Origin of the sequence: Nostoc parmelioides FACHB-3921 (assembly GCF_014696625.1) — a bacterium.
Lineage (GTDB): Bacteria > Cyanobacteriota > Cyanobacteriia > Cyanobacteriales > Nostocaceae > Trichormus > Trichormus parmelioides.
Genome location: NZ_JACJQL010000027.1, coordinates 80,652 through 94,001, shown reverse-complemented (window position 1 = coordinate 94,001; position 13,350 = coordinate 80,652). Strand labels below are relative to the sequence as shown.

The window sequence follows — 13,350 nt, the reverse complement described above, 5'->3', positions numbered from 1 at the left end:
CTACTTATCCTCTATACCACCTACTTAGACAGAACCTTGCCGTTAGATATGCCTGCCTTTATCCCTTGCTTAGTATTCTTGTACTATATTTAGATGCGTTTGCCCTGGGATAATACCTGTCTGGGAGGATACCTTTTTGGACTTTCATCCTCACTTACCCTCAATATCGTTATTTACATTGTATACTTAAGCGAGTAATTTGTATAGCCATGAAAACAACGTAGTGATAAAAGTACATATCAGCTACGCTGTTGTTGTTGTTGTTATTTAGAATTTAATAAGACATAAAACGCTGCTGTGAATATTCGTCAGGATTTTCTCAAACTCAGGGCTGCGGTCAATCAGCCTATTGTGGTCTGCCCAGAAATGGGAACTTGAATCACAAGCACCATCCCCTTATGGGTGGGGTTGTTGACATATCAGCATTTTTCTGTTCCATAATTCTGGAGCCATAACCAGAACTTGAGTGGCGCGGGAATACTAAAAGAAGACAGGAGTCAAGCAGAGAATATCTGACTCACTCCTATACTAAATTAGTATTTCCTAACCCACACTCTCAGGTTTTATGAATCATCAGCAAAATGATCCAACCACCGCCAACAGCTTTTTGCCAATGGTATCGGTGGTTGTTCCTATTTATAACGGTGAGGCAGATTTACCGGAGTTAATTAGCTGTTTTTTATCTCAAACCTATCCCCCAGAAAGGGTAGAGTACCTATTGGTAGATAATAACAGCAGCGATCGCACCCTCTCCTTCATAGAAAAATCTGCTGCTAATTCCCCAATTAATATTCGTCCCCTCAGCGAAAATAAAATTCAAAGCTCCTACGCGGCGCGTAACATGGGAATCCGGGCTGCTGTTAGTGAAATTGTGGTATTCACAGATGCTGATTGCCGTCCCCAACCCCAATGGTTGAATTCACTAATTCAACCTTTTGTCAATCCAGAAGTGGTAATTGTTGCAGGTGAAATCGCTGCTTTACCAGGAAAAAATTTATTAGAAAAACACGCAGACCGCCAAGATACACTCTCGCAAAAGCACACCCTAGCTAATAGCTTTTGTCCCTACGGTCAAACAGCTAACTTAGCCATCAGACGCACTGCCTTTACTCAAGCCGGATTATTCCGTCCCTACCTGACTACTGGCGGTGATGCAGATATTTGTTGGCGAATTTTGCAGGCAAATATTGGTAGTTTAGAATTTGCCTCAGATGCCATTGTCCAACACCGTCACCGTGCCACACTCAAGGAGCTAGCCAGTCAATGGCGACGCTACGGACGCTCCAATCGCTATCTGCACGAACTACATGGCGTAAACTTAATGCCTGATATCAGCCTCAAAGATATTGGCTACCGTTTAACACGTTGGTTAATTAAAGAATTACCAAGGGACAGCGCCAAAGCGATCGCCGGTAAAGCCAACTTGGTAGATTTATTCAATACTCCCATTAGTCTGTTCACCGCTAGAGCGCGTGCAGTCGGACAACGGGATGCCAAACTACCAGAACAGGCTAAGACCATTGAATGGTTGTAGGAAGTTTGAATTTTCGATCCATGATTCGCTACATTGGAACAAGGTAAACCATAGGAAATTTTTAGATGTCAGCACAATTGTTACTGGTAGATGATGAACCCGGATTGAGAGAAGCCGTCAAAGACTACTTGCAAGAAAGTGGTTTTAGCGTTCAAGTCGCCAGTAATGCCCGTGAGGGTTGGGATTTGATGCAGCAAAGCACACCAGACCTCGTAATTTCCGATGTGATGATGCCTCAGGTAGATGGGTATCAATTTCTCAAGCAATTGCGCGAAGACCCCCGATTTCAATCACTCCCCGTGGTATTTTTAACAGCTAAAGGGATGACGAGCGATCGCATCCAAGGATATCAAGCTGGCGTTGATGCTTATCTACCTAAACCCTTCGACCCAGATGAACTGGTAGCGATCGTCGAAAACTTACTTACCCGCCGCAACAGCAAGCCTCAAAAAACCACCGAAGAAGGCGAAACACCAGATATCGCCGAACTAGCCAATCAAATTGCTCAAATCAAAGCTTTATTAACTCAAAGGAATGCCATTTCCCAGTCACCAGCGCCTTTTAAAATTGACCTCACTCCCAGAGAACAGAGTGTTTTAAACTTGGTAGCGGAAGGGCTAATGAACAAGGAAATCGCCCGCCGTCTCGAAACCAGCGTGCGTAACGTCGAAAAATACGTGAGTCGTTTGTTTAGTAAAACAGGTACCAACAGCCGTACTGAGTTAGTTCGTTTTGCCTTGGAACACGGTCTAGCCAAATAAACTACTCCAAAACTTCCATAAGAATTTCCCATCTCTGTACCTTCATATAGGACAGAGATACAAATGCTTTGTCGGAAATATCTTAAGTAGCAGTAAAAATACCATTACATTTAATAACTAAGGATATAGCAGCATCAACTGTCAACTTTTTTCAAGATGTGAGAGATGCTGTTGCAGAATTTGTGGCAATTTTTACTATTAATCTCCGCACATAGAAGTAAAACCCTGGTCAGAGCCATTGCCATCACAAATAAGATATCCAAAACTTTTATCAGTCTCAGAAACAAAATATTAGTGCTAGTAATTACTCATCTATATAAGTACAGTAAATGGTAAAAACTACGATTGTAGATGCTTTATTTAGCTTTTTGGAGAGTAGGGTAAATTTGAGCTTATTAACAAAGGCATTAAGTTATACAAGCCAACTCAATATTTAGAGCAAATAGGTAAATGGGCTAACTTATAAAAAATTAAGATTTTCTGCCCAGTATTTGATTTGCCACTACTCAAATTGCAACTTTATTTCTAACTATTGATTAGTATCAACGGCATTACGTAAACGCATCAATTGACGACGCATTTGAGGTGATGCTTTAAACTCAGACACTTCTTGTGCTTTTACGGACGCTTGTAGCATCTCTAAAAAGTCATCCGACCCTTCCGTTAGAGCGTCTAGCAGGATCTGCATCAGTTGTTCGCGATCGCCCAACAAGCTTTTTTCCTCAACTAACCGGAATTTGAGATGTATTTCGCACTCATAGACACCGACTTCTATATTATTTATTTGCCGTGGTAATGCTTTCGAGTTCATAGTTTTAGAGATTCCTGTGCTTGGTGGTATGAGGTTGAGGAGGTATATCTCCTACAAAATTTCTGTATAGTCTTTTGAATTCGTTCTGCCTGAACTAACAATTTATTTTTAATTCACCGCATTTATCTTCCATTCCATGCTCCTGATTTTTTTAGATAGACTTTTATTGTCGAGGATTAAATCTTCCTGTGTCGGTTGTATTTCAGGTAAGCCATAACTATTATTCAGTTTTTGAGATTATATACAATAAAGTTTCTGTAAGAAGTTGTTCTAGGTTTTTAAAGCTTTTCACATCAACTTTATTTTAAAATCAACAATAGTTTGAGTTTTTACTGAACTTTTCGTGTTTACACGTAAGTAAATCCCTCATTTTTTTTGATTTTATTAAAGCTAGACGTAGTTGTATGCTAATTACGTAAAATTACTCAATGTACGTTTTGTTCATCATCAAATTCAGGAGTGGGAGATGAGCAATTTTATCAAAAGTAAAATCTTGGTTTTAAACCATAGCATAGACTCTAAGTTCAACTAAAGAAAATTCAATCAACCTCTGGGAAAAAGGGAAAAGAGGGGATAACTGACTCCAAAATTCTTCCCTGGTAGTATGCCAAGAGAACTTTGCAAGGTTAATAGCAGCAAAAAAATCTCTTTCTCCCCCGAAGTTCGCCCGGTTCGCGTAAGCGTCTCGTAAGAGAGGGAAACCAACGCCACTTGCTATAAGTCGGGAAACCCGCCCAACACAGTGGCTCCTCCTTGCGACTTCTCCCCCCGCTCCTCTGCTCCCCCTGCTTGCCCTAGCCCAGCAATTTTGGGTTGGTGAACTACTAGCCTCCAGCACCCATTTAATTTGAGTGCTTTGCAGCCCATATATAGCGTCTACAATTATTTCAGTGTAATTAACCTGAATCTGACACCCTGCTATGGAAAACGCAACGCTGCTCAAGTCTACAACCAGACACATCCGCATTTTTGCAGCAGAAATTGACCGGGATGGCGAACTAGTTCCCAGCAATCAGGTCTTGACCTTGGATATCGACCCGGACAACGAGTTCAACTGGAATGAAGATGCTTTGCAAAAGATTTATCGCAAGTTCGATGAATTAGTTGAAGCCTCAAGCGGTGCAGACCTGACAGACTACAACTTACGCCGCATTGGGTCAGACTTAGAACATTATCTGCGATCGCTCCTCCAAAAAGGCGAAATCAGCTACAATCTGTCGGCTCGCGTCACTAACTACAGCTTAGGACTCCCTCAAGTGGCCGTTGAGGATAAATAGTACCCCATGTTCCCAGAACCCCGACTCCTCGAAGAAGTAGAAGTCGGGGTTCTGACTTATTTTCATAAATGTGTTAATTTGAACAGCACTAAATCAATTAGATATTTATCATCCAATTGGAGTGCTGTACGAATTATATAAGCGTTAAGCTATTGTGCTTTTAAGTTGCGTAATCCATCGTGAGGGCTGTTGACTGTTGACAGTCAACAGTTAACAGCCCTTATTAGTATTTATGCAATTTAGTCCCGCATTAGTTGAGCCTACTGTACGATTTATCCACGGGAGTAGTCGCAAGCTAAACTTAAGCTAGTTTGCTTTCCTGCGGAACGCCACTCACACCTGTAGGGTATTACTAAGGATGAATTGTCCAGATGTTTAGCTTTTAGTATCTTAATTCTTAATTAAAGTTTATGACTGTTCCACAACTTATAAACTATGGAAATATCTGTGTTGTTTGCGATCGTTCATGATTAACGCAACCAAAGCAAACAATCTTGACAGGATGAGTGTTAGCGGCTCTAGCAAGGGAAAGCAACAGATAAATAAAAGCTATGATGAGGCTGTAAGGTTGACAAAGGAGTATGGTGTTTGCATAAGTTCAGATAAGTACTAATATCTGTTGGTATCTACCAGCTAAAATCATGATCCCACGATGGATAAATCGAATTCAAGAAATATGAGCGGTCTTCATTCTTGCCGCTACCAGTGCTGTTGAAACAATTGCCAATCGCTGATCGGTGCGAACACTATGGAAAATGATGCGGCAACGCTCTACTGTCCAAACGAACTTTGTCAGGCTGCGAACCCCCTGACACACAAGTTTTGCCAGCGATGCTCCACACCCTTACCCAAGCGTTATTTGTGGGTGGTGGGAGATAGTCTGAGTCTTGGCAGTACCGGAGAAATATTAGCCGATCGCTATTTAATTATCAATCAGTCTGTTGTTTTAGATACTAAACCCGGTTTACTACCCCAAGCGCCTGATTTAGAAAATACCCATCCCATCAGACCTTATCTGCGGCTCATCCCCTATCGGTTAAATATCCCCCAAGTCTATGGGATACTACCGATAACCGATGGATACGTCCACAGTCAAGTTTTATTGTTGGAAAAATCTCCTCTGTTCGCAGACAATTTAGCTCAACAGGTGCATTTGTGTAGCGAATTTACCGATGCTTGGCGCTACGCTACATCAATGCGCCAACTACATTGGCTGTGGCAAATTGCCAATCTCTGGCAACCTTTCAAGAGTGAAGGCGTTGTATCTAGCCTACTCAACCCATACCTGCTGCGGGTGGAAGGGCCATTAGTACGGTTGTTGGAGCTGCATTCTGACTCGACAACAGCGCTAGAATTGCCACAATTGGGTGAATTTTGGCAACAGCTACACCAGGAAGCCAAACCAGCCATAGCAGAATTTGTTCAGCAAATTAGTCATTTGCTAATTCAAGGGGAAATCAAATCCTCAGAGGTACTAGTTGCCGTTTTAGACAGAGGATTGGCAGAATTAAGCAAATCACAAACGCCTACCATTCAAATTGCCACTAAAACTGACACTGGCCCCAGCCGTCAACGGAACGAAGATGCTTGTTATCCTCCCAGTGGCACATTATTGAGCAAACCACCCCAACCAACTGCCTTGGCTATTGTTTGTGATGGCATTGGTGGACATGAGGGCGGCAATGTTGCTTCTAATTTAGCAATTGAAACTATCCAGAAACAGGTACAACAACTGATCAACGTACCACCAGACCATATTGAACCATCACTGTTGATAGCTGATTTAGAACGGGCTGCTGCTGTTGCCAACGACAAAATTAGTCAGCGCAACGACAGCGAAAATCGCCAAGGAAGAAAACGCATGGGGACAACCTTGGTGATGGCTTTACCTATTGCCCACGAAATGTATATTACCCACGTCGGCGACAGTCGCGCCTATTGGATCACTCGTCACGGTTGTTATCAAGTTACCCTGGATGATGATGTGGCATCGCGGGAAGTGAGATTAGGCTACGCTGTTTATCGGGAAGCAGTACAACAAGGTGGTTCTGGTTCGCTGGTGCAGGCTTTGGGTATGAGTCCCAGCAGTTCACTACATCCCACAGCCCAAAGATTTATCCTCGATGAAGATGGGGTATTTTTGTTGACTTCCGACGGGTTAAGTGATTTCGACCGTGTGGAAGACTATTGGGAATCGGAAATCTTACCAATTCTTACGGGTGAAGAAAATAATATAGTTAACGTGGTTGAGCGCTTGGTAGACATCGCTAACACGAAGAATGGACATGATAATGTGACGATCGCTCTAGTCAATTGTCGAGTCAAATACACCGAACCACAGATCACTCTGAAAGCAGTTGTTCCCGATAGCACTCATATCAAAACTGTCAATCTGACATCAAGAGCGCTACAGCCAACCTTACTAGAGACTAAACCAGAACAAAAAACTCAAGTAGTTCCCAGCAACTTACCCAATAGAATCAGCAAACTACCCCTAAATCTGATCGTGCCGTTAATCTTGGTGGCGACAGCTGGTGTCTTGGGATATTGGGTCATGTTACTGCGATCGCCATACGCCAATCCCACAGTCACCCCAACTAGGAATTTACCGTCAACCACCCAGAGTCCCAAAGCACAGCAGCGATCGCTGAATAATCTCGCACCTGGATGGATAATCAAAACTAACAGCGAAATCACCTTCAATCAACAAAAGCTACCCCCAGAAAGTTTTTTAGAAGTGATTGATAAAAAATTCAATCCTCAACCCTCTCCAGGGATTTATGAAGTATATTTACGTCTTTGTAACCCCCAGCCAGCTAGCACTAATAATCTAGCGATCGAGCCTCCACAATCTTCAGACCAGCCAATCAAAACAGAATTAGCTGAACTGAAACGATTTGCTGTAACGGTTTTACAACCCAATCAAGATAGTCCTTGTGATAGCGTCTCTCTACCACGGGACACCCCACCCCCAGCAGCAAATACTCCCAACAATCCAGATGCAGCTGAATCAAATAATCGATAAACTGATAAAAACCTGAAATAATACAGATAATAACAAAACGCAATTTACAAGCCAAAAGTTTTTCTCAAGAAAAATCACACTTGGCAATTAATCGTAAATTCAAGGGTTTCACACCCCTCTGTGACAAAGTTATGTTGGCCAGCAGCCGGCGCACCCTACGGGATTTTGCTACAGACTTGCCACTAAGTCTACAAGTAGTTTCAGTCTGGGCAAAATTCTCCTACTGAATATCCATAGCAGTGCGTAGGCAAAATATCTCGACTGCGACAGCCTCAGTAACCATAACTTTGAATTGTTCTTACCTCGTAGTGTGCTAATCCATGCCCTCCCTGAATCTGGCGATCGCCCGTCTCATCAACACTGGCAAAGATAGTTTCGCCATTTGGGTGGTCAAGGCTCCCTATCCCAGTGGCTATGTTCTCCGTGACTGTGCTTGGCCGTCCGAACTCAGTCAAATTTGGCAAGAATGGCAGCAAATGTTTGCTGGTCATAGTGGTATTCACATTTCTTCCGATACGAAACCCCCATTAACAAACTCAGTGCCTGGGAATATAGTTTCCCTCCCCTCCGGGCAAACCACTGGTTATAGTAGTCGTCTCATGCAATACCTGGGGATGAATTTATGGCGTTGGATATTCGAGGGGCCAATTCTGGGGAGTCTGGAACGTAGTCGCGGTATCGCTATGGGTCAACATACACGTTTGCGCTTTCGTCTGGAAATTCGTGACCCAGATTTAATCGCCCTACCCTGGGAAATTATGCAACGGGAACCAGGACAGCCTGCGGTGTCCCTCTCCCCAGATGTATTATTTAGCCGTACCACCAGTGAAGTTGAGGCCTTGCCATATTTACGTATTGATCAAGCTTTAAAAGTGCTGCTGGTTCTCGGACACGATCAAAACCTGCAACTGCAAACAGAAGCCGCTATCCTAGAAAAAACCCTGTTAAATGGTGGTCAAGTAGCTGGTTATGGTCAGGGTTATGCACCATGTACAGTCAAAACTCTCATCCAGCCTACACCCCAAGAGTTGATTCAAGAGTTAGAAACGAAAGCATATAATGTCTTTTTCTACGCTGGTCATGGTCTACCAGGGCCGGATGGTGGATTGTTGTTCTTGCGCCCAGGAATGAGCCTGAACGGCATAGAACTAGCCCAAGTATTAACCCGCAGCGCTTTGAAGTTGGCTGTGTTTAACGCTTGTTGGGGCGCACAACCAGCCGCTATTAATCATCAGGCCATTCCTGCTAGTAGTTTGGCAGAAGTTTTAATTCGTCATGGTGTGCCGGCAGTTTTGGCGATGCGGGATGAAATCGCTGACCATGAAAGCCACAGTTTTATTCAAGCCTTTGCCGAAGCATTGCGATCGCGCAAGCCCATCGATGAAGCAGTGGCGGAAGCCAGGCAAGAACTGTTAACACTATATAAGTACAATCAACCCGCTTGGACTTTACCCGTTCTTTACTTACATCCAGATTTTGATGGTGAACTCATCAAAAGTTTTGATGAAAGTGTCACGGAAATGCCCGATACTGCTATTCCTAACTCTAATTCTCCCATGCCGATCGCCTCATTGCGATCGCTCACTCCTGGAGGTCGTAGCTGGTTTTTAAGAACTGGTGTCACACGCATCGGTCGGACGAAAGATAATGATATCGTCATCCCTGAACTTTCTGTTTCCAAGCGACACGCCGAAATTTTATGCCGGAATAATTTTACTGGTAATCCAGCCCGCACCTATTATCTCCAAGATTTTTCCACTTATGGCACGACCTGGTTTTTAGGCTCTAATGGTTGGCAACAACTTCTGCGGGAGGAAGTTCCGTTAAAATCAGGTATGCAGTTAAAGTTTGGTAGTTCAAGAGGTGAAATCTGGGAATTTATTATTGAAGATTCTTGAATCAATCATGGGGACAAGATATTTTCATGATTTGATTGTGGGCTTCTACCCGTGCGATTTTACGTTCTCAATTGGGAAAATAAGCTAATGCACGCTAAAAAAGCATAACTACTAATAAAGGCTGTTAGCTGTCAACAGTCAACAGTTAACAGCTATATCTATTGAGTTGGGAGGATTTACCTTGAAAAATTTTTATTCATCGAGTAAGGGAGATTTTGTCATGAGTTAATAGCTAAAGTTTTAGAAAAACAGTCCACAATCAAACTAGGCATTAAACTAGATAAAAAACAAATGGCGACTAACAACTGATATAGCCAATGCAGTAAACGACTAATTTGAAGATTATAAAAAAACGTTTTTTTTGCGGAAATCCAAATCTGAGTGCTGTAGCTGTCAATGTCAACTAAATCAATTTATCAGGAGGCAATCAATGACTCATAAAACTAACGGTTCAGACGCTTGCCATTCTGTAGTATCTCAAATGGAATTAGATTTATTAGCAGCTTTATTAGAACCAGAGGATGCAGTCTATCCTTGGAATCCCTCTGACAATGAGTCAGAAGCATATTTTGAAGAACTAGAACGGCAATTTGCTCAAGATGTATCAGCTGAAGAATTTACCACCAGAGCGCAGATTTTTTACGATAAACTAGACCACCTATGGTCAGGGGTAACACCTTCTTCATACTACAATCATAATACATTATCATTAGTTGTAGATCATCTTCAAGAAAATTTACACACAGCTTTTGCGACTGGTATCCCACAAAGTTGGCTGAATGCGATCGCCACCAAAGCGGCAGAAATTTTCGCTTCTCAACAATCTCTAGGCGAACAACTCGTAGAGTGTGTACAGAGTGTATTACCCACATGGGAAGCAGATGACTTGTTGATTTTCGCCCGTCCCTATGCTTACGCTATGCGGAGCAGCGAAGGGCAAAATTTAACATCTATAGTGGATAACGTTAATCATCAAGAGTGGTCTGCTCTATCAGAAGTTGAGCAAGCAAAGTTAAGTGTAGCGATCGCTTACTATGCTATCAGACAACTCAATGATTCTCAGCCAGAATCCTAACTTCTACAGATGTTTTATATATTTTGAAGTTGATAATTTTCCCGTGAACAGTGATTTTGCTCACAGGTAGCACTTTTGTCGGATTTTTTTAGCTTTCGAGTGTTAGATTTTTAGGCACAAAGAAACTTCATAGCGTAACCATAAGCTGATGTAAAAATTAGCGCAATCTACCCTAAGACAGATAAACGAAGCTTGGCAAAGATTTAGGTGTGAGCGCTCTGTAGAACGCTCAGTTGAGCCATCAAGCCGTACTTAGGACTCTATTTAGGATCAAGAAAACGAGTGGCAAAATTTTGCGATCGCGTTGGTGATAAAGCTCTAGCTTTCAGAATCGCTGCCATCAAGAAAGCATAAGACAAAACCCCAACCACAACTAAAAGTAAATTATTACTGTGTCCGGCTGTATTCCATAAAGCGTGGAGTGCGGCGGCGCTGAGGTAGCCAACGGCGAGAATCTGTTTAGCATGACGGGGTTTAAGAGCAGCTAACCCGATGAAATAGCCCAAATAACCGCTATAAGCCATGTGTCCGGCTGGTAAGCCTAAGATACGAGCAATCAAGACTTGTAAACCCACTTCTGTACCTGCTTGTAAAGATGCAGCTGGTACATATTGTCCCAGAGTTTCCAATAAGGTAAAGCCTACAGCCGAAGCCGTTCCCAAGAGAATACCATCCAAAGGTTCCCAAACGCCAACACGTTCTCGCCAAGCGGGTGGTAGTCCCAAAGCAATTAGATATACTCCCAATATAGGCAAAGCTTTGAGTAATTCTTCCATTAAGCCAGCACCAAAAAAGTACCCCACAAATAATTCTGTGAGGCTACTGACAGGTTGATCTATGGGTGGTACGCTACCAGGAAGGACTTCCCGAAAAATGAAAATAAATAAATTTAATAAGGGACTAAGCAAAATCAGGGTTGTACTCAAAGCCGCACCAACTAACACCCACCAAGGTTTAGGTTTGCCGCAAAGTTGGTAAATAAAATAGTAAGCAGCCAAAGCTATATAAGTTGCGACAATTACTTGATTGGCTTGTGGCCTACCCACCGTTGCAAACATCAACACTACAAATACTACTGTCAGTATTCCGGGGACAAGATAAGCTTTGCGTGTCAAATCCTTACCAGTAGAAATAATTGGAAACAGCTGGGTGAAGCTCACCGAATCTGGTTTAGGGGGGTGCTTGGCTGAGGGCAGGGGTGCAACTTGGTTGGTGATGATTGTCGGTTGGGGAGCGACTGCATACTCAAACAGGAATTGTGGCCCATCAGCACCCAAAGAAATGCGATCGCCTGCGTGTAACTCCTGACACCCATACAAGCGTTGACCATTTAAATAAGTACCGTTAGCACTATTCAAATCACAAAGTACCCAGCTAAATTTGCTATCTACAGATGAAGCTACGGGACGAACCACAGCATGACGACGGGATACCATCCGATACATCATGGCATCTAAAACAACTTGACAGCTGGGGTCACGTCCAATTACCACTTCTTTACTGGTAAGCGAGTAGCGAGATTCTGACCCAAATGCTGCTCCGTTACCAGACACTAGCCGCAGAAAAGCATTATGTCTTGCGTTTTTGCCTGTCATCGAGTAGGTCTTTCCAAACTAATTCATAAAAAATACCTGGGCTTCGGCGTTAACCTCAGCCACACTAACAGCAGCATTGCTAAATACACTATAGCTCTACTCTCTGTGAATAAATTTAAAATTCACTCATGCAAAATTTAAAATTCTTTATCCTCATTGTGACAAGTATTCTCACTGCAAAAAGTATTTTTTGTATCTTATTTATTAGATATATGAGTTTTGAAAATCCGGTAATTAATTAAAAGTACAGCCATTGAACATATATTTAGTAATATTTGCCACTTTTTTATATATAGGAATAAAATTACCTCTTGGCATATTAATTAGGACTTATCTACTGTTGATATTGGGTGTAAGCGGTGAAACCTTGCACCTTCATCCTTTCCTATAAGTCAATACAGTTCAGTTAGCGTTAAAAAAGTGATTTGGTGTAGGTTGGGTTGAGGAACGTAGGCGCAGCCTTCTTGTAGAGTAACCCAACATTCTTGCCACTTCGTTAGGTACTAATTCAAACCAAAAATCTCGTACTTGTTTATTGTAAACGTATTTTTTAGAACAAAGTGATTATGTAATAACACTGTAAAAATAAAAATTTTATATTTTATAAATCTACTAAATACAAAGAATTTACGGAAAATAAGTGAAAATTTTCACCGATTAAATAACTGAATTCAGTGATGACAAATATATTTACAATAGCTAGGATGTATGTTCAAAAGACATGATAGATAGTCAAATATCTGAATTTATATCTTGCAAATTCTCGGCAAAAATTAGAGTTTACCATTTTACTTAAATAACCGTAGTTTTCCCGCTACGGTTATTTTTTTGCTCAAAGACAAAAATTTTAAAGATTGTATCTTGAATTTAATCATTTACCGTGATTTTACCGCGCCAAAAAATAAGTTTTATGAATACAAATAAAATATAGTTATTCAATTTATATCTGATGTTTTTAAAACCATTTAGCGGCTTAATGGTAATTGCTTCATTGTCATTGAGCGGAATAGCAATCATCTACAGTGGGCAGCAGGCCATCGCCGAAACCAAGAATAATAATTTTTATCTTCAAGTAGGTGCAGATCAACGAGGTTTTCCCATTGCTTTAGATTTGGCCTCTATCAATGGTACTAACTTTACTCTTGTCCAACAACATGGAGAAGGTATAGCTAAAAGAAGGCTTCATGCAGCTTGTAGTCAAGGTAGATTATTTACTAAAAAGTTTTCTCTCTACGCTGCTAATGGTAAGTTGACCAGTGAAGATAAAACCGAGCAGGAAATTTTTCCTAAGCCAAAAACTGCTGATGCTGCTTCTATGGAAATTGTTTGTCGAGTAGCAAATAATCGTCAAAAAAATTAATTTTTGATGACTAA

At 41.8% G+C, this 13,350-nt stretch carries 9 protein-coding genes; 7 read left to right on the top strand and 2 right to left on the bottom strand.

Annotated features, from left to right (window positions below; genetic code table 11):
• Positions 1–565 precede the first annotated feature (565 nt).
• Together H6G14_RS18150 and H6G14_RS18145 are read left to right on the top strand one after the other, a co-directional pair.
• A complete protein-coding gene (locus H6G14_RS18150) occupies positions 566–1,534 on the top strand; it encodes a glycosyltransferase family 2 protein (RefSeq protein ID WP_190568730.1) in 969 nt (322 codons plus the stop codon).
• A 65-nt stretch (positions 1,535–1,599) separates the two neighbouring features.
• A complete protein-coding gene (locus tag H6G14_RS18145) occupies positions 1,600–2,295 on the top strand; it encodes a response regulator transcription factor (RefSeq protein WP_190568729.1) in 696 nt (231 codons plus the stop codon).
• A gap of 529 nt (positions 2,296–2,824) precedes the next feature.
• Here the strand turns inward: H6G14_RS18145 and H6G14_RS18140 are convergent.
• Entirely contained in the window at positions 2,825–3,106 is a 282-nt protein-coding gene (locus tag H6G14_RS18140) for an Npun_R1517 family heterocyst differentiation transcriptional regulator (protein WP_010995902.1), read from the bottom strand.
• Positions 3,107–4,026: 920 nt separating this feature from the next.
• Here H6G14_RS18140 and ndhM point away from each other — a divergent pair.
• From ndhM to H6G14_RS18120, 4 genes are all read left to right on the top strand, one after another.
• A complete protein-coding gene (gene ndhM, locus H6G14_RS18135) occupies positions 4,027–4,383 on the top strand; it encodes an NAD(P)H-quinone oxidoreductase subunit M (protein WP_010995900.1) in 357 nt (118 codons plus the stop codon).
• A 748-nt stretch (positions 4,384–5,131) separates the two neighbouring features.
• Positions 5,132–7,408 (top strand): PP2C family protein-serine/threonine phosphatase, encoded by a 2,277-nt coding sequence (locus H6G14_RS18130; protein ID WP_190568728.1) that lies wholly within the window; start codon positions 5,132–5,134, stop codon positions 7,406–7,408.
• A gap of 320 nt (positions 7,409–7,728) precedes the next feature.
• Positions 7,729–9,306 (top strand): CHAT domain-containing protein, encoded by a 1,578-nt coding sequence (locus H6G14_RS18125; protein WP_190568727.1) that lies wholly within the window; start codon positions 7,729–7,731, stop codon positions 9,304–9,306.
• A 430-nt stretch (positions 9,307–9,736) separates the two neighbouring features.
• Positions 9,737–10,381 (top strand): hypothetical protein, encoded by a 645-nt coding sequence (locus H6G14_RS18120; protein ID WP_190568726.1) that lies wholly within the window; start codon positions 9,737–9,739, stop codon positions 10,379–10,381.
• 260 nt (positions 10,382–10,641) lie between these two features.
• On the opposite strand, the gene H6G14_RS18115 is transcribed toward H6G14_RS18120, so the two are convergent.
• On the bottom strand, positions 10,642–11,976 hold the full coding sequence (locus H6G14_RS18115) for a PrsW family glutamic-type intramembrane protease (RefSeq protein WP_011317193.1): 1,335 nt from the start codon (positions 11,974–11,976) through the stop codon (positions 10,642–10,644).
• Positions 11,977–12,925: 949 nt separating this feature from the next.
• On the opposite strand from H6G14_RS18115, the gene H6G14_RS18110 reads away from it, so the two are divergent.
• Positions 12,926–13,336, top strand: coding sequence for a hypothetical protein (locus H6G14_RS18110; protein ID WP_190568725.1), 411 nt, complete (start codon positions 12,926–12,928; stop codon positions 13,334–13,336).
• Positions 13,337–13,350 lie beyond the last annotated feature (14 nt).

Bases quoted from the DNA above. Each gene is read 5' to 3' on its own strand.
- H6G14_RS18125 (WP_190568727.1), top strand. From the start codon at position 7,729: ATGCCCTCCCTGAATCTGGCGATCGCCCGTCTCATCAACACTGGCAAA.
- H6G14_RS18145 (WP_190568729.1), top strand. From the start codon at position 1,600: ATGTCAGCACAATTGTTACTGGTAGATGATGAACCCGGATTGAGAGAA.
- H6G14_RS18120 (WP_190568726.1), top strand. From the start codon at position 9,737: ATGACTCATAAAACTAACGGTTCAGACGCTTGCCATTCTGTAGTATCT.
- H6G14_RS18150 (WP_190568730.1), top strand. From the start codon at position 566: ATGAATCATCAGCAAAATGATCCAACCACCGCCAACAGCTTTTTGCCA.
- H6G14_RS18140 (WP_010995902.1), bottom strand. From the start codon at position 3,106: ATGAACTCGAAAGCATTACCACGGCAAATAAATAATATAGAAGTCGGT.
- H6G14_RS18110 (WP_190568725.1), top strand. From the start codon at position 12,926: ATGTTTTTAAAACCATTTAGCGGCTTAATGGTAATTGCTTCATTGTCA.
- H6G14_RS18115 (WP_011317193.1), bottom strand. From the start codon at position 11,976: ATGACAGGCAAAAACGCAAGACATAATGCTTTTCTGCGGCTAGTGTCT.
- H6G14_RS18130 (WP_190568728.1), top strand. From the start codon at position 5,132: ATGGAAAATGATGCGGCAACGCTCTACTGTCCAAACGAACTTTGTCAG.
- ndhM (WP_010995900.1), top strand. From the start codon at position 4,027: ATGGAAAACGCAACGCTGCTCAAGTCTACAACCAGACACATCCGCATT.